Consider the following 20,830-nt stretch of genomic DNA (forward strand, 5'->3'; position numbering starts at 1 on the left):
CAAGTTGAGGCTTCTCACTCCGGGAGATCGGCGCAAGTGTCGCACCCAAGGGACGTTCATTTTTACGTGTCCAAACTTGGGGGTATTCAGGATGTCGTTTCGTTTCAAGGCAATTGCAGCAGGCGCGCTGTCACTTGCTACGCTTGCTACCAGTGGCCTGGCTCAGGCGGCGGATCTGCCGGTCAAGGCTGCCAAGAAGGCGGCCGACCTTCCGTTCTTCCTGGTGATCGACGACCGCGTCACCTTCTCCTATATCTTCAATGCCTCGCAGCCCGGAGCGTTCACCAACACCAACGGCGTGATCAACGCCAAGACGACGAAGCAGGTCTACTCCTTCACCCACTTCGATGCCTGGACTTACGGCACCAACTTCTTCACCATCTCGATGTTCAAGTCGGACCACAACGATCCGGCAGGCCCGTGTACCGCCACAGGCGTGGTCGTGTCGCCGGCTGCAGGCTTCGCAGCGACACCCACGAGCTGTGCCGGCGCGACAGAAATCTACGGTCTTTTCCGCTCGACCTTCGGCTGGAACGAGATCTTCAACACCAAGGCCTTCACTCAGGGCCCGCTGCATAACATCTCGTTCGAGGTTGGCATGGATGCCAACACGGAGAACCGGTATTTCGGCGCCGCCAAGCGCGACGTTGTCGCGGGTCTGCAGTTTGCCTTCGATCTTCCCTATAAGGGCTACTTCAACGTCGCGCCGCTGGTGTATTGGGAGTTCGCCAACCACAACTCCTTCTCGCAGTGCGGCGCCGGTTGGTCCGCTCCGTGTATTGCCGACGGCAACACGTCGTTCAAGCCGACCTGGGCGATCGAAACCAATTACTATATGGACCTCGGCTTCCTGCCGCAGAACGTGCAGTATTTCTCGATCAGCGGCCGCGCGGCGTGGTATGGCAAGAAGGGCACCGACACTGAGCCGCTTCCCGCCAGCGTCGCCAACGGCGTCTATCCCACCAAGGTCGAGTTCAACTCCGAGCCGATCCGCCTGACCCTCGATGCCTCGAAGGCGATTTGGGGTGATAAGTACTCGCACTTCGTCGACGTCTGGGTCGCCTATCGCTATTGGCAGAACAAGTTCGGCCTCGATCACAACAACGCCGTGGCCTGCACCACTTTGGCCGGTGGCGCGAGGGTGAGCACCGGCTCCTGCACCGAGTCCTCGCTCTACTCCGGTGTCACTGTGAAATTCTAGCCACCTGACACGCTTCAGGTGAACGACGATGGCGCCGCGTCAAACCTCCGCGGCGTCATCTTCGTTTGTGGGCAGGAAGGTAGGTAGGGGATGAGCCGTAGGCGCAATCCGCTCTACGAAATTGAATTGGTGTTTGCTACTTCGTCCACACGCCGTCGTGCAGCGCTTCGGCCTCGTCTTCGAGCAGCGGCCCCGCAACCTCTGTCGGCCGCTGGCCGCTGGCAAAGACTTCGCGACAGGGCAAGTCGAGCGTCGGGTTCTCCGGATGATCGCCGGTGATGCCGCGCAGGCGGTGCTCGCTGAGGCCATAGACGACACGGCCGATGCCGGCCCAGTAGATCGCGCCGGCGCACATCGCGCAGGGCTCGGCGGAGGAATAGAGCGTGGCTCTCGCCAACACCTCGCGGCCAAGCGTGCGACAGGCCTGCGTGGCGGCGAGGCGCTCGGCATGCGCGGTGCCGTCGTGATCCGGCATGTAGCCGTTCTCGGCCTCGATCAGGACCTTGCCCTCGGCATCGACCACGATGCAGCCGAAGGGATGGTTGCCGTGCGTGAGGGAACGGCGGGCGACCGCGAAGGAAAGGCGAAGGAAGTGCTCGTCACGCTCGGACCCGCCGCTCATCGCTCTTCCCTGGTCAATGCCCCGCCATGTGCCGGCCGATCACGGTGAGATCGGCTTCGCTGGTCCGTGCTTCATACACGAATTCGCCGTGGAACATCACCACCAGCCGATCGGAGAGTTCAAGGAGTTCGTCGAGGTCCTCGCTGACCAACAGCACCGCGGCGCCGCGGTTGCGCGCGGCCATGATCTCGGCATGGATTTGCGCCACCGCCGCGAAATCGAGCCCGAAGCAGGGATTGGCCGCGATCAGCACCTCGACGTCGCCGCCGAGCTCACGGGCCAGCACGGCGCGTTGGACATTGCCGCCCGACAGCGCCGAGATCGGCGTGTCGGGCGTGCGGGTCTTGATCTTGTACTGGGCGATCTTCTTCCGCGCGTCGACGCGGAAGGCACCGCGGTTGAGCCACCAGCCGAGGCTAGCGAAAGGCGCGCGGTCGAATTCGCGGAAGGCGATGTTGTCGGCGACGCTCATGCCGCCGACACAGGCGTTCTTCAGCGGCTCCTCCGGCAGGAGTGACATATTGTGCCGCCGCATCTCCTCGCGGCTGGCGTGATAGGGATCGCCGGCGACGCGGATCTCGCCACTCTCAGCGCCGCGCTGCCCGGCCAGCACCTCGACGAGCTGGCGCTGGCCGTTGCCGGAGACGCCGGCGATGCCGACGATCTCGCCGGCGCGGACCGTAAGGGAGACGTCGTGCACGGCGATGGCGCCGGCGTCGTCGCGCGCGCGCATCTTCGCCAGCTCCAGCCTCGCCTTGCCGGCCTCACCGGTGCGCGGCGGCTGTAGCGTCAGCTCCTCGGCGCCGATCATGGTGCGCGCCATGGCGTCCGGCGTCAGTTCGGACACCTTGCCGGCGCCGGCGAGCTTGCCGCGGCGCAGGATCGTAACGTCGTCGGCGAAGGCCATGACCTCGCGGAACTTGTGCGTGATCATCAGGATGGTCAGCTCGCCCTTGACGACCATGTCGCGGAGCATGCCAAGCACCTCGTCGGCTTCCGCCGGGGTCAGCACCGAGGTCGGCTCGTCCAGGATCAGGAAGCGACGCTTCAGGTAGAGCTGCTTGAGGATCTCGCATTTCTGGCGCTCGCCCGCGGAGATGTCGGAGACCTTTGCGCTGAGCGGTACCTTGAATGGCATGCGCGCGAGAAAGGCCTCGAGCTCCTTCATCTCTTTCGGCCAGTTCACGACAGCCGGCACGTCATCGCGCGCCAGCACCAGATTTTCGGCGACCGTCATCGCCGGCACCAGCGTGAAATGCTGGTAGACCATGCCGAGGCCGAGGGCGTGGGCGTCCTTCGGATTGCCGATCGCCTGCTCGCGCCCGCCGACGAGAATGTCACCCTCGGTGGCGTGGTAATAGCCCATAATGCATTTGACGAGCGTCGACTTGCCGGCGCCGTTCTCGCCGAGCAACGCATGGAACGAACCCGGCCGCACTTTCAGCGCGACATTGTCCAGCGCCAGGAAATCACCGAAACGCATGCTCATGGCGATGGCATCGACGCCGAAGGCGCCCGATGGCGGCGACGTTTCGCCGACGATCACGAAATCGCCCCGATGAAGGCGTCGGCGGTCGAGACCGCGCCAAACACGCCACCCTGCATTTTGATCATCTTCAGCGCGTGCTCGTGGTTGCTCTTGTCGGTCGCACCGCAGCAGTCATGCAACAGCACGCATTCGAAGCCGCGGTCGTTGGCCTCTCGCATGGTGGTGTGAACGCAGACGTCGGTGGTGATCCCAGTGAGCACGATGTTCTCGATGCCGCGCACGCGCAGGATCAGCTCCAGATCGGTGGCGCAGAACGAACCCTTGCCGGGCTTGTCGATGATGGGTTCGCCGGGCAGCGGCGCGAGCTCGGGGATGATGTCCCACCCGGGCTCGCCGCGCACCAGGATCCGGCCGCATGGGCCGGGATCGCCGATGCCGGCGCCGATCTGCCGGGAACGCCAGCGCTTGTTGGCAGGAAGATCAGAGAGATCGGGACGGTGGCCTTCGCGGGTATGGATGATGTGAAAGCCTTGAGCGCGCATTGCCGTCAGCAGTTTCGTGATCGGCTCGATCGGCGCCCGCGTCAGTGAGAGATCATAGCCCATCTTGTCCACATAGCCGCCGACGCCGCAGAAATCGGTCTGCATGTCGATGATGATGAGCGCGGTGTTCTCGGGGCGCAGATCGCCGTTATAGGGCCATGCATAGGGTTCGGACTTGATGGTGCGCTCGGGCATGATTTCGCTCTCTAGCGGGTGATCGACAATTCGGCCGGGGCTCCGGTCAACGTGCGTTTCGGCGAGCAGGTGATGATCATGATCGCCAGCGTCAGGAGGTAGGGGGCTGCGTTGAAGAGGTGGTAGCCGGAGGTGACGCCGACCGATTGCAACGCGGGTCCCAGCGCTGCGGCGCCACCGAAAGCGAGCGAGGCCCAGAGACACAGCAAGGGGTCCCAGCGCGCGAAGATCACGAGCGCCACGGCCGTGATGCCCTGGCCCGAGGACAGGCCCTCGTTCCAGCTTCCGGGATAGAACAGCGACAGAAAGGAGCCACCGATGCCGGCGAGGAAGCCGCCGACCATGGTCGCGCGCAAGCGGATCAACAGCACGGAGTGGCCCATCGCACGCGCGGCGTCCGAACTCTCGCCGGCGGTGCGGATCAGGAGGCCCCAGCGCGTGGTCCGGAAGGCCCAGTAGAGAGTTGGGGCGAGCGCGACACCAATCAGGAACAACACGTTGACCCGTAGTGCCGCGCGCACCTGTGGAATGTCGCTCCACCAGCCGAAATCGATCGCGGGCAGCCGCGGCGCGGTGGGCTCGATCAGCGGCTTGCCGAGATAGAAGGCAAGCCCGGTGCCGAACAGCATCAAGGCGATGCCAACCGCAATGTCGTTGACGCGCGGCAACGAGCAGATGCCGGCATGCAGCGCGCCCAGAAGCGCGCCGGTGATGCCAGCGGCGAGCACGCCGAGCCACGGCGATCCCGTAAGGTAGGAAATCCCGTAGGCGCTCATCGCGCCCATTACCAGCGTGCCTTCGAGGCCGAGATTGATGCGGCCGGAGCGCTCGGTGATGCATTCGCCCAGGCTCACGAACAGGAACGGGGTCGAGACACGAATGGCGCCGCCGAGCACGGCGAGCGGGACGGTCCAGAGTCCGATCGAGCCGTCTGCCATCTCAGGACTTTCCCTTCAGAAACCCGATGCGGCCGTAGAGCGCATCGCTGGCGAGCACGAACATGAAGATGATGCCTTGCAGCACCAGCACGGATGCGTCCGGCAATCCGAGGCGGCGCTGCAACAGCCCGCCGCTGGCGCTGATACCACCGAGCAGGATCGCGACGGGGATAATGGCGAGCGGATTTTGCCGCGCCAGGAAGGCGACGAGAATCCCGGTGAAGCCGTAGCCTGCGGCGAGGTTGGCATTGGTGCGCCCCTGCACCGCGGCGACCTCGACCATGCCGGCAAGGCCAGCGGCGCCGCCGGCCAGGAAGCAGATGGTCAGGATCAGCTTGCTGACATTGAGACCGACGATCTTCGCAGCGCGGATGTTGCCGCCGGCAACACGCGCGGCGAAGCCAAACACAGTGTGATAGATCAGGATATAGGCGGCGAACGCGGCGATCAGGCCGAACACGAGACCCCAATGCACATCGGTGTCGGGGATCGATCCGATCATGTTGGCCGCGCCGATCTCGCGGGTCGACGGCTTGTTCAGGCTGCCGGGGTCGCGCATCGCGCCTTCGACGAGATGGTTGAGGACCGCGAGCGCGATATAGACGAGCAGCAGGCTCGAGATCGTTTCGTTGACGCCGCGATATTGCCGTAGCGCGCCCGAAAGCATGACCCAGAGGCCGCCGCCGATCACGCCGGCGACGACCATGGCGATCTGCACGATGAGCGGCGGCATGCCCTGAAGCACCAGGGCTGCGCTGGTTGCCGACAGCGCGCCGATCAGGAGTGCGCCTTCGCCGCCGATGATAACCATGCCGAGCTGCGCGGGCAGCGCCGTGCAGAGTGCGGTAAGGATCAGCGGCGCCGCGCGCGTCAACGTGTTCTGCCATGAGAACCAGGTGCCGAACGCGCCGTAGTACATGTAGAAAAAGAGGTCGAGCGGGCTCTTGCCGAACATCGCGACGAAGATGCCGAAGACCCCGAGCGCGCCGGCCAGCGCCGCGCCCGGGATCAGGATATATTCGATCGCTCCGCCGTGACGCTGGAGGAATCCCGGATCGGCGGCCGGGGCAACGGTCCCGACCGCTTCAGCGAGATCTCCAGCTTCCGTCGTCACGAAGTCGCCCCGACCACGCCCTCCACGAGATAGTCCATCTTCTCGAGTTCGGGATCCTTCTGGCCGCGATCGGTGCCGGCCGCGATCACCGTCTTGCCCTTGTTGTCGACCAGCCCTCCCTTGAAGATGGCGTAGCCGTCACCGGACAAGAACTTGGCCTTGACGTCGTCGGCGTGCTTGCGCGCCTCGGCGGAGACCGCTTCGCCATAGGGCGAGGTCTTGACGATCTCCTCCTTGAGGCCGCCGCGATAGAAGTTCGGAATGCTCTCGCCGGCGGCGATCATCTTGACGAACTTGGGGTACAGCGCTTCCCAGTTCCACTCGGCGCCCGTGAGATACGCTTTTGGCGCGAGCGGCGACTGGTTGACGTGATAGCCGCACACCATGGCGCCTCGACGCGCGGCGTTCTCGACCATAGTCTTGGGACCATCGACATGGCAGGTGAGGACGTCGACGCCCTGATCGATCAGGCTGTTGGTGGCCTCGGCTTCCTTGACCGGCATCGACCAGTCACCAGTGAAGATCACTTGCGTGGTGGCCTTGGGATTGGCAAGCCTCGCGCCGAGCGCGAATGCGTTGATGTTGCGCAGCACCTGCGGGATCGGTTTCGCGGCGACGAAGCCGAGCTTGCCGCTCTTGGAGCTATAGCCGGCGACGATGCCCGAGATGTATTGGGCTTCATCGATGTAGCCGAAATAGCTGCCGGCGTTTTTCGGGTCCTTGTCGCTCCACAGGCCGCCGCAGTGCTCGAAGTGCAGCTTCGGGAATTTGTTGGCCATCTTGACCATGTGAGGATTGTAGTAGCCGAACGAGGTCGGGAAGAGCAGGGTGGCGCCGTCGAGATTGATCATGGACTCGATCGTCTTCTCGACCGCGTCGGTCTCCGGCACCTTCTCTTCTTCCACGACTTTGAGGCCGGGAATCTTCTTCAGCGCCGCCGCGCCCTGCGCATGCGCCTGGTTGTAGCCATAGTCGTCCCGCGAGCCGACGTAGATGAATCCGATGGTGGTCTCGGCCGCGAAGGCCGGACGAATGCCCGTCGCCGCACCGAGGGTGACGGCCGCGCCGCCCTGCAACAAATGACGTCGTGAGACCCTGCCAAATTCCATTGCTTGCTCCCCTTGGCGGATGCACCGCCTCATCTCGCGCTGCGCCGGTCTGGCGGAGCCCGGGATAGATTGTCGCAAGCTTCGTGCCAGAGGCTTCCGAGGGAGGATTTCTACTTAAGTTATTGAGAGTAATTTGCTTTTCGGTGATCCGAGCTTGATCAGGAAAGCAGCAGATGAAAATATAGGCAGTATTTTATAATTGTATGCAATGGAGTTAAGCAGTCTTAACCGGCTTGGACATGTGCAATGACGAGGGTCGGGTGGTCTGCCGGCAACCGCATTCATGCTAACCACGCGCTGATCGGAACGATGTCGACAGCGTGATTTCGCTGGCACCGAACTTGAATCGATTGCCGCCAGGACCGCCGTCGCCGCGGTCCCAAGAGATGGAAAGCCCGCCGAGATGGCTGCTGGTACCGCCGTTCATAATGGTTCGCTCGGCGAAGAGATCGTGCGAAGAATCAACGAGCTCGCGGCGATCTCGGAAGAAGGCGACAAGCTCACCCGCATCTATCTGACCGGCGAGCTGCGCAAGGCCGCGGACCTCATCCTGAGCTGGATGCGCGACGCCGGCATGAGCGCGCGTCTCGACGCGATCGGCAATGTCTGCGGGCGCTACGAAGGGGAGCGGCCGGGTGCGCCCTGCCTGATGCTCGGCTCGCACTACGACACCGTGCGCGATGCCGGCAAATGGGACGGGCCGTTGGGCGTGATCACGGCGATCGCCTGCGTCGCCGATCTCAACCGCCGCGGCAAGCGCCTGCCGTTCGCGATCGAAATCGTCGGTTTTGCGGATGAGGAAGGGGTGCGCTTTGCCTCGACCCTGCTCGGCAGCCGCGCCGTGGCCGGCACTTTTGACGAAAGCGTCCTCAACACACGCGACAGCGATGGCGTCGCGATGCGCGATGCGCTGGTGCAGTTCGGGCTCGACCCCGATCATATCGGCGCGGCCGCGCGGGCCCGGCGCGAGCTGCTTGCCTATCTCGAGCTGCACATCGAGCAGGGGCCGGTGCTGGAAACGCAAAACCTCCCCGTCGGAGTTGTCACTGCGATCGCGGGCGCGACACGGCTTGCCGCGCGGCTGACCGGCATGGCGGGGCACGCAGGCACGGTGCCGATGGCGCTCCGGCGCGATGCGTTGGCGGGCGCGGCCGAATGCATCGGTGCGATCGAGCAGTTTTGCCGCACCGACGAGGGCGGGCTGGTCGGCACCGTCGGCTACATCCAGGCGAGGCCCGGCGCGACCAACGTCATCCCGGGCGAGGTGTCGTTCACCATCGATATGCGGGCGCCGACCGACATGCACCGCAAGCGCGCGGTCGCCGATGTCGTGAGGCAGATCGAGGCCATCGCAAAGCGCCGCCAATTGATACTTCAGCTCGACGTCACCCACGAGAACCGCACCGCGCCCTGCGCGCCCTGGCTCAAGGAGCAGATCGCGCAGGCGATCAAAGCGGAAGGTTTTTCCGTGTTCGAGCTGCCGAGCGGGGCGGGGCATGACGGCATGGCCATGATCGACATTGCCGACGTCGGCATGATCTTCGTTCGCTGCCGCGGCGGAATCAGCCATCACCCCGACGAGCATGTCGAGCTCGCCGATGCCGACGCCGGCGCGCGAGTGTTGCTGGGGCTGATCGAGAATTTCGGCCGCGGCAAGGGTAAATCGGCTCCTCACGTCACCGGCTAGAGATAAGAATCAGACAGGTCTAGCGTCGTAACGACGTCCCGCCGGACCACGAGACAACATTCGACGGCGCGTATGAACAGCGGCATCTCTTTTCCATCCCATGGCGAAAACCGATTTTACCAGGGTATGGCGGCGACCTTCGTTGCCAACGCGCTTCAGGCGGTGAACTTTCTCGGTGATCGATTCCTGAGGAAGTCGCATCATCCGTTCACGGCCATCGGGGACCTCTACCGGTACTCGATGGACAGTGCCTTTGCGGTATCTGAGACCTTTCTCGTTACGGGCGCGCCGCACGCTTCTGCGTACTATCCGCGCGACTTTGCCTGGTTCTATCCCAACATCCTCGACCCCGACACCATCATGGATTCGCAGGATGCGGTTCGCCGGGCTCGTCTGCTCGAAAAGAGCGTCCGCCTGCTGCTGGAAGCGGTTCGCGCCAACGTCGTCACGACGACCATCGTCCCGGCTGGGCGCGCCCGGTATCTCGGCGTGAACTATTTCTCGCGCCCTTCGGATACGCTGCTCGGCATTCTGGCCGGCCTGCGGCAGATGATCTCTGCCGAGGAGAGAGCGTCATCCTATCTGGCGATGTCGCAATGCGTGCATGCCGGTCGCCTGCTGCTGGCCGAATATTGCTGTGATCTGAAGCGCGCGATCCTCCAGCTCGCAAGCGAGCTCGAGCCGTTCAATGATGATGGCTCTACGTATTTGCTGTGCGATGCCAGTGCTCCGCGCTCTGCGGCAACGGACACGCGCGCCGAGCGCAGGCGTTTCGTCACCAATGCCTGCGTCTACACGACCTTCGTGTGGGGCGTGCGGCTCGGGATCATCGACGAGAACGAGCTGAAGCGGCGGCTCGGACGCGACCTGGCGCAGTACAAGAGGGACCTGCTCCGCCTGTTCGGCAAGGGTGGCTATATCAGGCATTCCCTGGATGGCCCCCCAGGCTCGCCGGTGTCCTCGGTCGCTCTGGATTTCGTCAGTGTGCATCGCGGCTTCTGGGATATGAGCGAGCCGGCCGAGCGCGCGCTGTTCGCGGCCACGGCGGATCTGATCATTGCGGAGCCGCGCTTTCGCATCCCCGGCACATTCCACTTCCTGGTGTCCGCGGATAATCCGCGGAACAAGATGATCCACAAGATCGCGGCTCCCGCGTACCAGGGACGTTCCTCCTGGCCGACTTTCAACGTCGAGTTCGCGGATCGCATGCTGGACTATGACGAATTCTCGTGCAGCGATACCTACCGTTCCTCTGCCCAGGGAATTCTGAAGGACATTCGCACCGCAACCGAAGTCCACGGCGGCTATCAGGAACTGATCTCGGAGCGGGGCCTGAAGTATCGCACCTGGGCCTACAAGGGTGCCGTGGCCCACTCCTGGTTTCCGCGTTTCCTCTCTGTCTGGAGGAGGGCGCATGGAACGCCGCTCCTCCATTGGAATGACTGAACGGCGGTCGTTACCCAGCCGTCACGTCCACAAGCTCGCCACCGTCGAGGACCTTGGCCGCCTTGGCGCGGTCGAGGTCGCCTTCCCAGGCGGCCACCACCACGGTCGCAACGCAATTTCCGGTGAGGTTGCCGACCGCGCGAGCCATGCCGATGAACCAGTCGACCGACAAGACCAGCACGAGGCCGATCGCAGGGATGCTGGGCACCGCGTTCAGCGTCGCCGCCAGAATCACGATCGCGGAGCCCGGCACGCCATGCGCGCCCTTGGAGGTGATCAGGGAGACGCCGAGCACCAGTAGGAGGTCGCCGAAGGACAGCGGCGTGTTGGTCGCCTGCGCGATGAAGACGACCGCAAGCGTCAGGTAGATCGAGAACGCGTCGAGGTTGAAGGAATATCCGGTCGGAATCACGAGGCCGACGACGGAATCCTTCACGCCCATCCGCTCCAGCTTCTTCATGATCTGCGGCAGCACGGCGTCGGACGAGGCGGTCGCGAGCACGATCGTCAACTCCTCGCGCAGGTAGGCGAGGAATTTGAGGATGTTGATGCCGGCAAGCGCCATGACGCCGCCGAGCACGCCCAGCACGAAGATGCCGACCGAGAAGTAGAACAGCGCAACCAGTGAGACGAGCTGCTTGAGCGAGCCGACGCCGTATTTGCCGACGGTGTAGGCGACTGCGCCGAGCACGCCAAGTGGAGCAACGCGGACGATAAGCCCCATGACGCGGAACAGCACGGTCGAGGCGGCATCGATCATCGACGTCACGAGCTTGCCCTTCTCGCCGCCGACCAGTGCGAGGCCTACGCCGAACAGCACGGCGAAAAACAGCACCTGGAGCACGTCGTTGCGCGACAACGCGTCGAACGAGGTGCTCGGGATCACGTTGAGGAGGAAGGAGCCGATGCCGCCGCCCTGAAGCTTGTGGGCGTTGTCGGCATAGGTATTGAGCGCCTTGGCGTCCAGCGTCGAGGGGTCGATGTTCATGCCATGACCGGGGCCGAAAGTGTAGGCCAGGATGAGACCTACCACGAGCGCGACTGTGGTCATCACCTCGAAATAGACCAGCGCTTTGACGCCGACCCGTCCGACCTTCTTGAGGTCGCCCGCGCCGGCAATGCCGTGCACGACGACGCAGAACACGATCGGCGCCACGATCATCGAAATCAGCTTCAGGAAGGCGTCGCTCAGAATCTTGAGCGAGATGGCAAAATCCGGCGCGGCCACCCCGAGAATGATGCCGAGGATCAGCGCGGCCAGGACCTGGACGAACAGCGACGTGTAGAGCGGCTTTGGCTCGGCGGCCGGGGCCGCGGCAATGGTCGACATGGTGACTCCCCCGTTTTGACGACGTCTCGATCGTCGAAAGGAGCAACTAGCGTGCCAGATTGTCGCGGTTTTCGCTGAGGAGGAGGTCTATTCGGTCTTTTTGCGGTGCGACCGGCATCCGCATCGGCGCCGGGAAACCGTTCCAGGTGCCGTCGGTCACGTGGACAGACGATTTTGCGGTCCACAGTCACGTTCTGCGCGCGGGTGGCCGCGTCACGCCGCGAGATCCAGCAGCCGACACGATCCGCGTACCAGCACCTTGCGTCCATTCGGCGTCATGACCGGCACGCCGTCGCAGACGACGACAAGACCGAACTTGACGAGGCTCTCGATGAGATAGGCCTTGGAAAGGCGACCGTTCGACACCGGGTCGCGAAGCGCCTTCAGAACCTCCCATTGGTCTGGCGAAAGATCGAAGTCGATGTCGTTGCTCATGTTGCCTCAAGCCGTGGTGCCGTTCCTGCGCCTCTGTTAGAGGCGCTGCATGAAGACCGTGCGACGACAATGAGTCGGGAATTCGGTGAGGCGTTTAGAACTTCTCTTCACAAATTGCTGCACGCCATTGCGCCACAAGAGTTAAGACCGCTCGGTCACGAGGACCGTCCGAGCCTCGATCACATATTGATGATGTAGGCTTGATGTTGGTCCGCGAACTACCGCACTGCACGGGAAGCGCTGCTGTCCCATTCTGCGTCGCAATATGCACAGAAATCATGAGAACGAAGGGTTCGGGATTCTGTTACGCTGATTCGCGGGGAATGGCTTCACACGGCAGGAGTGGAGTGCATGAACAGGCTGGTCGAAATTCGCAGTCAGGAATCCCTGTGCCGGGAGCGTGCCGCGCTTGATTTGCAGCGCCGGCTTTTCTGGCTTGCGCAAGCTCAGGAATGGGAGCAGCGCGCGCTTGACGAGATCGCCTATCATTTCCGGGAGTGCAATGTGGCTCAGACGGAGCTGGGGCGAAATGACGTCGGCTGTGGGTAAGGCCTACTGATAAGTCGCCACAATATCGGACACCGCGCGCTCGAGCTGCTGCGCGGTGGCGCACTGGCGCACCACGCTGCAGAAGGTCGCATAGCGCGGCATCTCGGAATCGCCAAAGCCCCAGGCGAGACGTCCTTCGGGATTGAGCCACACCAGTCGCTTCGAGCGCTCAGAGATGCGGCGCAGGATGTCGGCGCGCGGATCGAGATTGTTGCTGCGGGCATCGCCCAGCACGATCACCGTGGTCTGCGGCGTCAGCGTGCTCATAAACTCCTTCTCGAAATCGACCAGCGACGAGCCGTAGTCGGAGGAGCCGAAGCCGACCTTGGACATGATCTCGGCCATCGCTTCTTCCGGCGATTTCGATTCCAGGATGTCGCTGACTTCGATCAGATGCGAGGAGAAGGCAAAGGAATGGACGTCGTCGACCACCTCGTGCAGCGAGTGGATCAGGAGCAGGAAGAAATCCGAGACCTGCGCCACCGAGCCCGAGACGTCGCAGAGCGCCACGATCTTCGGCCGATCGCGATGCTTGCGCTTCCAGGCCGTGAGAAAGGGGATGCCGCCCCAGGCGGCATTGCGGCGCAGCGTGCGGCGGACGTCGAGATGACCGCGCCGTTGGCGCTTGCGTGGTTTCGAATAGCGCTCGCGCAGGCGACGTGCGATCTGGCGGATGAGAGCGCGCATCTCCGCGACATGGCGGCGCTCGATGCGGGCAAGCGGCGCGTTGCGAAGAATCTCGTTGCGGAGGTTTTCAGCTTCCTCGCGGGCATAGAGCGCAAGCCCCTGCGCGACGGTGTCGCGGACGGCTTCGCGCAAGGCATCGAGCGCGGCGCGAAGCCGCTCGGCCAGTGCCGGATTGGTCGCGGTCAGCTCCTCGAGATCGTCGCGCAGCCGCTGGAGCCCCATGGCGTCAAGGATGCGGCTGGAGAAGATGCCGCGCTGGGTGGAGTAGCGGATGTCGGATAGGGAGGCCGCACCTGAGGCGCTGGCGATCGCGGCGGTGATCGCGTTGCGATCCTGCAACAGCAGCATCTGCGCGAGGGGCCCCAATTCTGCGGGAGGCGAACCGGCGCTCGCATCGCTGGCCGCACTCGACGACGGAGATTGATCCGCGTCCTCCGAAACATAGTTGCTGTCGGCTTCAGGCTGTTCCTGTCGCGGCTCCGGCTGGCTGAAGAACAGATCGAAACAGTCTCCGAGCGCGAGCTTTTCGTCCTGCGACTTGGCGAGCGTCAGAAGGAGCGCATCGCGCAGGATGGTCCGGTCGGAGACGCCGACCTGCGCGACCGCACGCATCGCATCGATGCTTTCGGCCGGCGAGACATGGACACCGGCGCCCCGTGCGGCACGGAAGAAACGATGGATATTCTCGCGCATCGGGGTCAACCGAAGACGTTGGATCGTGCTGCCTTGGCAATGAAGGTCGTAATCTGAGGCTGAGCCGCCTCGATGTCGGCCTCGTATTTCAGGAGCACGTTGAGCGTGTCCTTGACGATCTCGGTGTCGAGCTCCGAGGCCTGCAAGAGCACCAGCACGCGTGCCCAGTCGATGGTCTCGCTGACCGAAGGCAGCTTCTTCAGGTCGAGCGAGCGGATTTCGTGGATGAAGCCGACCATCTGCCGCCGCAGCGTCTGCGAAATGTTGGGGACGCGGCTCTCGACGATGCGCTCCTCGAGCCGCTGCTCGGGGAAGCCGATGTGCAGATGCAGGCAGCGCCGCTTCAGGGCGTCGCCGAGATCGCGCTCGCTGTTGGAGGTGAGGATCACCGTTGGCGGCGTGATCGCGGAGACGGTGCCGAGTTCGGGGATCGTGACCTGGAAATCGGAGAGAATTTCCAGCAGCAGCGATTCGAATTCCGCATCCGACTTGTCGATTTCGTCGATCAGGAGCACGCAGCCGCCCGGCTGCTCCAGCGCTTGCAGCAGCGGCCGCGGCTCGACGAACTCCTTGGAGAAGAACACGTCACCGAAATCGTGGAGTTGATTAAGTGCAGCGTGCAAAGTCTGCGCGCCGCCAAGGACTTCTCCGAGCTTGTCCTTGAGGATCTGCGTGTAGAGAAGCTGCTTGGCGTATTTCCATTCATAGAGCGCCTTGGCCTCGTCGAGACCTTCGTAGCACTGAAGGCGGATCATCTTCAGGCCGCGCCAGGCCGCGATCGCCTTGGCAAGCTCGGTCTTGCCGACGCCCGCGGGTCCTTCGACCAGGATCGGCTTCTCGATCTGTTGCGACAAATAGACGGCGGTCGCGATCTGCCGGCTCGCGATGTAGCCTTGAGCGGCGAGGCCGCTCTCCACTGCCTCGATCGCTGTTGAGGGCTTCTGTTCAGCCACGAAAAGGCGCTCCCAAAGGTCTTGATTGAGGCTTGTTCTGCCTGCGTTCACGGCAAAGAACAAGCCTCGTTTGGGAGAGGCCAGACCCGCGCGAATGGGCGTTTTTTCCGCTCAACGCAAATAGTCGGGCGGCCAACCGGCCGCGGGATCAGTGCCGCAGCAACTCCGGCTTACGGATCGTCTGTCTGACCTCGGCGCCGCAATCGGCGCATTCATAGACGAAGTCGATCTTGGCAAGACTCCAATGCGGTTCGACCTCGCGCACATACATTGGAAGGAACCCCATGCAAGCAGGGCAAAACACAGGCGCGATCTCGATATCCTGATGATGCTGTACATAAGCTGGCATCTCGGCTCTCCTTCGCAGACGACCTCCAAACCCGCGCGAAGGCTACTGCCGGCCGGCGAAAGGCCGACATCAACTCTTTCGAACAGAGGCGGAACGGCGGAGGTTTGTCGTTCGCTGTGACATTCTTGTTACGTCTCTGTACTGTGATGGGTGGAGCAAATACCTATTTCAAAGCCCGATCCGATATTCGGACTTCGACCTCAACGATAAGGGAGCAACGCCCATGACGCATGCCATTCGCTTTCATAAGACTGGTGGTCCGGAAGTGCTGGTCTGGGAAGAAGTCAGTGTCGGCAAGCCCGGACCAGGCGAGGCACGAATCCGCCATACCGCCGTCGGTCTCAACTTCGTCGACATCTACAATCGTTCGGGCCTTTACCCGGTGCAACTGCCGAGTGGGCTTGGTAGCGAGGCTGCTGGCGTCGTCGAGGAGGTCGGGCCTGGCGTCACCGATCTGAAGCCCGGCGATCGCGTCGCCTACGGCGCGTCGCCGCTCGGGGCCTATTCCGAGGCGCGGCTGATCCCGGCCGACCGACTGCTGAAGCTGCCGGACGGTGTCGACGACAAGACCGCAGCGGCGATGATGCTGAAGGGGCTTACAACGCAATATCTGATCCGGCAGACCTATCGGGTGAAGGCCGGCGACACCATCCTGCTGCATGCGGCCGCCGGCGGCGTCGGCCTGATTCTCTCCCAGTGGGCCAAGCATCTCGGCGCAACCGTGATCGGCACCGTCAGCAACGACGAGAAGGCCAAGCTCGCCAAGGCGCATGGCTGCGACCATGTCATCATCTATAGCCGCGAGGATTTCGTGAAGCGCGTGGACGAGATCACCGGCGGCAAGAAGGTGCCGGTGGTCTATGACTCGGTCGGCAAGGATACGTTCTTGAAGTCGCTCGATTGCCTCGCGCCGCTCGGCGTAGCCGCGCTGTTCGGTGCGTCCTCCGGCGCCGTCGAGCCGCTCAATCTCGGTCTGCTGGCGCAGAAGGGCTCGCTCTACGTCACCCGGCCGACGCTGTTCACCTACGCCGCCAAGCGTGAGAGCCTGGTCGCGATGGCGGGCGAGCTGTTCGATGTCGTCAAGTCCGGCGCGGTCAAGATCGAGGTGCGCCAGACCTATCCACTGAAGGACGCCGCCAAGGCGCATGCCGATCTCGCCGCGCGCAAGACCACGGGATCGACCGTCCTCACGGTGTGATCTCCGACCGGGCTGTGGCGCAGGCTGGCAGAGCGTTTCGAGCGAACTGGATTCCGGTTCGCGTAGAGAAAACGCGTCAAAATAAGAAATCCAGAGCCCGTTCCGATTCGATCGGACCGGAAAAGGTCGGCCCTGGGCCTGCGTTATGTCCGCTCGTGCTTACGCAGATCGCGGGCGTGATCGAGGCGGAGAGCCTGGAGGTCGACTTCTTCGGGCGGGATCCGGGGCAGGGCAGCCTCAGCGAGGATCGCCTCGGTCACGTCTTCGACCGAATTCTCCACGATTTCCTGGATGAACGAGATATTCCGATATTCCCCTGAGGCAACGCGGGAAATGACCTCGCGCCTGGTGATTTCAGGGTCGACCACTGCCTCGCGGCCGCGGCGCCCATAGTCGATCATCACGACGAAATACTGCATGAAACGATCCTGCCGTGCCCATGGTCGGGAACGGCAGAGTATTTCCGAAAAACGGAATCAAGTCAAGGTGAATTTCGTAAAAACGGAAATTGTAGCCTACTTGCTCCTCTTGCGCGGGCGCGCCGACTTGGCGCGCAGCCGCTCCAGCTGCCCCTTGGGCATGGACAGGCAGATCTCGCCGACCCACTCTAGTTTCACGCCGACGATCTGCTTGGCATTGAAGCTGCTGAGATTGACGACGGAGGGGGATTTGCCTCGTTCGATGGTCTTCAGATAGCGCTCGCCGGTCTTGAGCCGGACCACGGCCTCCTCGCCGTAGAAGCTCGACAGGGGATGGCGCTGGTCCTTGTAGACTACGATTACGTCGCCGCTCTCGTATTTGGGCAGCATCGAATCGCCCACGATCTCGAATGCGATGGTCTCCTCCATGATCGGAAAGGGCAGCGCGATGTCGCCAAGGCCTTCGGGGGGAACCTGCTCATAGTCCGGCTCGATCACGGCACCGGCCCCGACGCGGCCCATGATCGGCGCGAGATTGAGCTCGAGATATTCCATGATCGGAATGATTTCCGAAGCCTTCACCAGGCGTTCGCCGCCGAGGATCTCCGAGACAGCGCCGGGGCGTACGCCCATGGCAGCCGCCAGGCCGCCCTTGCTCTTGCCCGTCTTTTCCAGGCCCCGTTCGATCATTGCAGCGTCCAACATGGTGATTCCCTCGATTGTCCATCGTCCGTCTCTTGTAATCCGAAATTCGGAATTGATGCAATTATGAATATCAGAATTATTGCTTGACTCTGACTTCGGAATACCGGAATGTAGGCTCCGCTTCGCGATCGTGCGATCGAAGGAGGCGCATCACAGGACAGCAGCATGGAACCGGGCCATTGGCCGTCGGAGCACTCCGACGCGCTTCGCGACTATTTTCTCAAGGGAATGTCTTATACGGAGATCGGAAGACAGATTAACGCAAGGTTTGGAACGGCTTACACGCGCAGCGCGGTGGTCGGCCGTGCCAAGCGGCTCGGGCTGATCGTGCAGGTGCGGATGACGAGTCCGTCGATCGTGCCGGTGCTGCCGTCTGGAGCCTGTCTTATCCTCCCGCACCGTCCCGCGTTACTGAACCTGCCGCCGAAATCTGCGAGAAAGCCTGCCGCGCAGGTCAAATTGCGCTGCGTCGGCGTCCAGCCGCGCCTGGTCCCGTTGGTCGAACTCGCTGCCGAGGACTGTCGCTATCCCTATGGCGGCGACAAGGACGGGGAGGAGATTACCTTCTGCGGCCATCCAAGTGAGCCGGGCTCGAGCTATTGCACGCCGCATGCGCGCCTGACGCGCCGCGCCGGAGCTGGATCCGCCCGCGTCGCCGGTCCCGCCGTGCTGAGGCTGGTCTCTGCCGCGTGACCTGACGACCGTCCGTTCAATCGTCAATTTCGCAAGGAGTATCCGAGTGGCACGTGTCCGACGCAACAGGTCCTTTAAACTGGCGAATGTCCACGACCGACGCTCACGTGAGATTCCGTTCAATGCGGAGGTGGCGGAAGTCGAGGTGGACAATCCGCTGGCGCTCGACCCCGGCGAGAAGATTATGGCCGTGCGGTCGATCCGCAGCGATCCGCTCGGCCGGCTGCATGCGCACCGTCAGATCGACGAGGCGCAGTATCGCGGCGGGCGCGCCTTCCAGGACGATTGGGAGAAAGCCGAGCGAGGCCCTCAGGCAATGGACCCGACTCGTGAATATGTCGATGGCGCGCGCATGCGCGAGCCGGTCACCGAGAGCCAACGCCAGGCGGTGCTGCGGCTGAACCGGATCGAGCGCGAACTCGGCACAGACGGTGCCGCGCTAGTGCACGACGTGTTGGTGCTAGGCCTGACCATGGACGAGATCGGCCAGCGTCGCGCCGTCCGTACGCAGCGCTGGATCGACTATTTTGCCCGACGTTTCCGTGAATGCCTGGACCGGCTGGCACTGATCTATGGCTTTGCGACGGAAACGGGGCGTGCAGGGCAACGAAGATGACAACGCCGCGATCACGGTCGTGGGCGCGCCGGTCCGCTGCTTAGGGATGCGGTAGGATCTGGTAGGTCGTGGCATAGGGCTCGACCCGCAGCGACGCGTTGGCCAAAAGGCCGATTCTGGCGGTCGGCGCCTGCTGCAATTCGCCGTTCGGACCGCGATGCACGTTGTATTGCCAGACGGTGAGATCGCCCTTCTGTGCCAGAGCATGTGCAACGGCGCTCGCATCATTGCCGCCGAGGACCTGAAGCTCCTCCGTCGACAATCCGACGACGATTTCGTCCTTGATGGTGACGATCTTGAACAGGTTCATCCTGGTCTCCTGCGCCCACGCGCTTTGTGTCGAGAAGGTGAGAAGCGCGACTGCGGCGCCCTTGATGAGATCGCAGCGAGAAAGCATGCCGTCGTCCTTTGGTGCTGGGGCGCCCGAATCGATCAATGCATCGGCCACGGCGCCCGTGATCTGCGTGACTGTTACGCCACCGCTTTGTCGTTTGCTCCTCGAAAACAGTTCACGGCCGGAAACAAATGGGGCCCGATGAATCCTGATGCGAAGAGGCGGGTCCAAGTCCAAGAGCTCGAGGGGACGGGTTTGAATGAAATCCAAACGTAATAGTTTGTCTCTTGGTCAGAAGGCCCCGCTGTGGCTGCCGATCCACAGCGCGAGATCGACGCCTATTTCGTCGACGATACAACCGCCGACGCCAGACTCAACAATTACGTGTATACGCTGAAGAAGCACTGGTTCGCGTCCACCAACGTCCATTCACATCCGAAACAACACGAAACGCAGCGTCGATTGACGGCAATCGAGGCTGTATGCCTGATCGATGACGCTTCTTGACGCAGGTGGGTGACGGCGGGCCCTATTCCTGTTATCCGGAATTGCCGTGGTGCGATGCAGACGAAGCATCGCTGCGCCAACCGTTGGGCTTGCCGGACGGGTTGTTTCTTGACATAGTTACAACCTATTCAGGTGCGCGCTTGCACATGTAGCTCGGCGTGCGAACACACCGGGCTTCCCCCCGGCCGAAGGCGCGCCGTCGCCATGGCATCCGGTTATGGCATCCGGTTATGGCGTTGGGTTCTTAGTTGGGTTCTTAGTTGGGACCTCGATGTTGGATCACGAAGTCCGATGCTTGTCATAGGTGCGAGATGAAGAACCTCGATTTCGCAGCTGAGCTGCACCTCAAGCTCGGCGCGCCCGCAAGCGGCACCGTCGAAAGCCTGCGCCTGCTCCGCGCCTTTCTGAAGCTCGCGCCCCGGCAGCGTTTCGAGGTCATCAAGCTCGTCGAAGACCTCGCCACCGAAGAAACCCTCCCCGAACACCCCCTTTCCTGAGCCGGCCCGCGCGCCCGCCTTACGATTTCCTGCCAAAGCCGGCCGCCAAGCGACGACTTCCCCGGGGCTGGACGCTGGCAGGCGATCCGGCAAGTGTGGTATTCAGTTCTGAAAACGGGAGGAGTGCGACCATGATCGAACCGAAGCTCGAAGTTCCGGCCGAACTGCGCGACCTGGCCGAGAAGACGATTGACCAGGCGGAAAAGGCATTCGGCATGTTTTTCGAAGCCGCCACCAAGTCGATGACGACCGTTCCGGGCGCGGGGGCGGACGTGTCGAAGCAGGCGCTCGCTTTCACCGAGCAGAACATGAAGTCGGCGTTCGAGCATGCTCGCAAGCTCGTCCATGCGACCGACCTTCAGGAGGCGATGCGAATCCAATCGGATTTCCTGCGCAGCCAGTTCACCAGTGCCGGAGACCACATGCGCCAGATGACCGGCAGTCTCATGCAACCGGGTAAGGACAAGTCCTGATTCTCGGTGTGTTCACGCCGCGTCCACAGATTGGACTTGTCCGGCGTGA

The 20,830-nt window shown here is 62.8% G+C and carries 24 protein-coding genes; 10 read left to right on the forward strand and 14 right to left on the reverse strand.

All coding sequences use genetic code 11. The features are described 5' to 3' along the window. Positions 1-91 precede the first annotated feature (91 nt). Positions 92-1,201, forward strand: a complete 1,110-nt coding sequence (locus tag IVB07_RS11805; protein ID WP_247383999.1) for a hypothetical protein — start codon at positions 92-94, stop codon at positions 1,199-1,201. 136 nt (positions 1,202-1,337) lie between these two features. Here the strand turns inward: IVB07_RS11805 and IVB07_RS11810 are convergent, their stop codons facing one another. The 6 genes from IVB07_RS11810 to IVB07_RS11835 are packed head-to-tail and all read right to left on the reverse strand — an operon-like array spanning position 1,338 to position 7,210. Beyond that, complete coding sequence (locus IVB07_RS11810) at positions 1,338-1,823, reverse strand: nucleoside deaminase (RefSeq protein WP_085361054.1); 486 nt, start codon at positions 1,821-1,823, stop codon at positions 1,338-1,340. A 13-nt stretch (positions 1,824-1,836) separates the two neighbouring features. Then, positions 1,837-3,369 carry an ABC transporter ATP-binding protein gene (locus IVB07_RS11815; RefSeq protein ID WP_247384001.1) on the reverse strand — a complete coding sequence of 511 codons (1,533 nt, stop codon included), beginning with the start codon at positions 3,367-3,369 and terminating at the stop codon, positions 1,837-1,839. Then, the gene (locus IVB07_RS11820) at positions 3,366-4,049 is read right to left on the reverse strand and encodes an isochorismatase family cysteine hydrolase (RefSeq protein WP_247338205.1); all 684 of its coding nucleotides are present in this window, start codon (positions 4,047-4,049) and stop codon (positions 3,366-3,368) included. Before IVB07_RS11820 ends, IVB07_RS11815 begins: the two co-directional genes overlap by 4 nt. A gap of 11 nt (positions 4,050-4,060) precedes the next feature. Continuing rightward, positions 4,061-4,987: an ABC transporter permease gene (locus tag IVB07_RS11825; protein ID WP_018456688.1), complete on the reverse strand. Its 927-nt coding sequence runs from the start codon at positions 4,985-4,987 to the stop codon at positions 4,061-4,063. A 1-nt stretch (position 4,988) separates the two neighbouring features. After that, on the reverse strand, positions 4,989-6,101 hold the full coding sequence (locus IVB07_RS11830) for an ABC transporter permease (RefSeq protein WP_247767646.1): 1,113 nt from the start codon (positions 6,099-6,101) through the stop codon (positions 4,989-4,991). Further along, positions 6,098-7,210, reverse strand: coding sequence for a BMP family ABC transporter substrate-binding protein (locus IVB07_RS11835; protein ID WP_247478464.1), 1,113 nt, complete (start codon positions 7,208-7,210; stop codon positions 6,098-6,100). Before IVB07_RS11835 ends, IVB07_RS11830 begins: the two co-directional genes overlap by 4 nt. A gap of 403 nt (positions 7,211-7,613) precedes the next feature. On the opposite strand from IVB07_RS11835, the gene IVB07_RS11840 reads away from it, so the two are divergent. Both IVB07_RS11840 and IVB07_RS11845 read left to right on the forward strand, forming a co-directional pair. Continuing rightward, positions 7,614-8,897, forward strand: a complete 1,284-nt coding sequence (locus IVB07_RS11840) for an allantoate amidohydrolase (RefSeq protein WP_247767647.1) — start codon at positions 7,614-7,616, stop codon at positions 8,895-8,897. A 72-nt stretch (positions 8,898-8,969) separates the two neighbouring features. Further along, positions 8,970-10,343 carry a hypothetical protein gene (locus tag IVB07_RS11845; protein ID WP_247767648.1) on the forward strand — a complete coding sequence of 458 codons (1,374 nt, stop codon included), beginning with the start codon at positions 8,970-8,972 and terminating at the stop codon, positions 10,341-10,343. 10 nt (positions 10,344-10,353) lie between these two features. Here IVB07_RS11845 and IVB07_RS11850 read toward each other — a convergent pair whose 3' ends face one another. Together IVB07_RS11850 and IVB07_RS11855 are read right to left on the reverse strand one after the other, a co-directional pair. Next, complete coding sequence (locus IVB07_RS11850) at positions 10,354-11,673, reverse strand: dicarboxylate/amino acid:cation symporter (RefSeq protein ID WP_247338209.1); 1,320 nt, start codon at positions 11,671-11,673, stop codon at positions 10,354-10,356. A gap of 213 nt (positions 11,674-11,886) precedes the next feature. Further along, a complete protein-coding gene (locus tag IVB07_RS11855) occupies positions 11,887-12,108 on the reverse strand; it encodes a hypothetical protein (RefSeq protein ID WP_018456680.1) in 222 nt (73 codons plus the stop codon). 351 nt (positions 12,109-12,459) lie between these two features. Here IVB07_RS11855 and IVB07_RS11860 point away from each other — a divergent pair, with 351 nt between their 5' ends. Continuing rightward, complete coding sequence (locus IVB07_RS11860; protein WP_247767649.1) at positions 12,460-12,657, forward strand: hypothetical protein; 198 nt, start codon at positions 12,460-12,462, stop codon at positions 12,655-12,657. A 3-nt stretch (positions 12,658-12,660) separates the two neighbouring features. Here IVB07_RS11860 and IVB07_RS11865 read toward each other — a convergent pair whose 3' ends face one another. The 3 genes from IVB07_RS11865 to IVB07_RS11875 all read right to left on the reverse strand — a co-directional run bounded on the left by IVB07_RS11865 (position 12,661) and on the right by IVB07_RS11875 (position 15,339). Further along, positions 12,661-14,037, reverse strand: a complete 1,377-nt coding sequence (locus tag IVB07_RS11865; RefSeq protein WP_247564374.1) for a VWA domain-containing protein — start codon at positions 14,035-14,037, stop codon at positions 12,661-12,663. Between the two features lie 5 nt (positions 14,038-14,042). After that, positions 14,043-14,990, reverse strand: a complete 948-nt coding sequence (locus IVB07_RS11870) for a MoxR family ATPase (protein WP_007601482.1) — start codon at positions 14,988-14,990, stop codon at positions 14,043-14,045. Between the two features lie 148 nt (positions 14,991-15,138). Then, positions 15,139-15,339 (reverse strand): hypothetical protein, encoded by a 201-nt coding sequence (locus IVB07_RS11875; protein WP_247564371.1) that lies wholly within the window; start codon positions 15,337-15,339, stop codon positions 15,139-15,141. A 223-nt stretch (positions 15,340-15,562) separates the two neighbouring features. On the opposite strand from IVB07_RS11875, the gene IVB07_RS11880 reads away from it, so the two are divergent. After that, complete coding sequence (locus IVB07_RS11880) at positions 15,563-16,537, forward strand: quinone oxidoreductase (protein ID WP_247297903.1); 975 nt, start codon at positions 15,563-15,565, stop codon at positions 16,535-16,537. Between the two features lie 143 nt (positions 16,538-16,680). On the opposite strand, the gene IVB07_RS11885 is transcribed toward IVB07_RS11880, so the two are convergent. Both IVB07_RS11885 and IVB07_RS11890 read right to left on the reverse strand, forming a co-directional pair. Next, positions 16,681-16,956: a hypothetical protein gene (locus tag IVB07_RS11885; RefSeq protein WP_085395314.1), complete on the reverse strand. Its 276-nt coding sequence runs from the start codon at positions 16,954-16,956 to the stop codon at positions 16,681-16,683. Between the two features lie 96 nt (positions 16,957-17,052). Further along, positions 17,053-17,661, reverse strand: a complete 609-nt coding sequence (locus tag IVB07_RS11890) for a S24 family peptidase (RefSeq protein ID WP_007612810.1) — start codon at positions 17,659-17,661, stop codon at positions 17,053-17,055. Positions 17,662-17,826: 165 nt separating this feature from the next. Here IVB07_RS11890 and IVB07_RS11895 point away from each other — a divergent pair, with 165 nt between their 5' ends. Then, a complete protein-coding gene (locus IVB07_RS11895) occupies positions 17,827-18,354 on the forward strand; it encodes a GcrA family cell cycle regulator (RefSeq protein ID WP_247338212.1) in 528 nt (175 codons plus the stop codon). 46 nt (positions 18,355-18,400) lie between these two features. Then, the gene (locus tag IVB07_RS11900) at positions 18,401-18,970 is read left to right on the forward strand and encodes a hypothetical protein (protein WP_247452794.1); all 570 of its coding nucleotides are present in this window, start codon (positions 18,401-18,403) and stop codon (positions 18,968-18,970) included. Between the two features lie 40 nt (positions 18,971-19,010). Here IVB07_RS11900 and IVB07_RS11905 read toward each other — a convergent pair whose 3' ends face one another. Beyond that, positions 19,011-19,367 carry a hypothetical protein gene (locus IVB07_RS11905; RefSeq protein WP_247452796.1) on the reverse strand — a complete coding sequence of 119 codons (357 nt, stop codon included), beginning with the start codon at positions 19,365-19,367 and terminating at the stop codon, positions 19,011-19,013. Positions 19,368-19,610: 243 nt separating this feature from the next. On the opposite strand from IVB07_RS11905, the gene IVB07_RS11910 reads away from it, so the two are divergent. The 3 genes from IVB07_RS11910 to IVB07_RS11920 all read left to right on the forward strand — a co-directional run bounded on the left by IVB07_RS11910 (position 19,611) and on the right by IVB07_RS11920 (position 20,781). Next, positions 19,611-19,811 carry a hypothetical protein gene (locus IVB07_RS11910; RefSeq protein WP_247338215.1) on the forward strand — a complete coding sequence of 67 codons (201 nt, stop codon included), beginning with the start codon at positions 19,611-19,613 and terminating at the stop codon, positions 19,809-19,811. 311 nt (positions 19,812-20,122) lie between these two features. Continuing rightward, a complete protein-coding gene (locus IVB07_RS11915) occupies positions 20,123-20,308 on the forward strand; it encodes a hypothetical protein (RefSeq protein ID WP_247297873.1) in 186 nt (61 codons plus the stop codon). 131 nt (positions 20,309-20,439) lie between these two features. Next, positions 20,440-20,781 (forward strand): phasin, encoded by a 342-nt coding sequence (locus IVB07_RS11920; RefSeq protein ID WP_018456669.1) that lies wholly within the window; start codon positions 20,440-20,442, stop codon positions 20,779-20,781. Positions 20,782-20,830 lie beyond the last annotated feature (49 nt).

Source organism: Bradyrhizobium sp. 172, from assembly GCF_023101065.1.
Classification (GTDB): Bacteria; Pseudomonadota; Alphaproteobacteria; order Rhizobiales; family Xanthobacteraceae; genus Bradyrhizobium; species Bradyrhizobium canariense_D.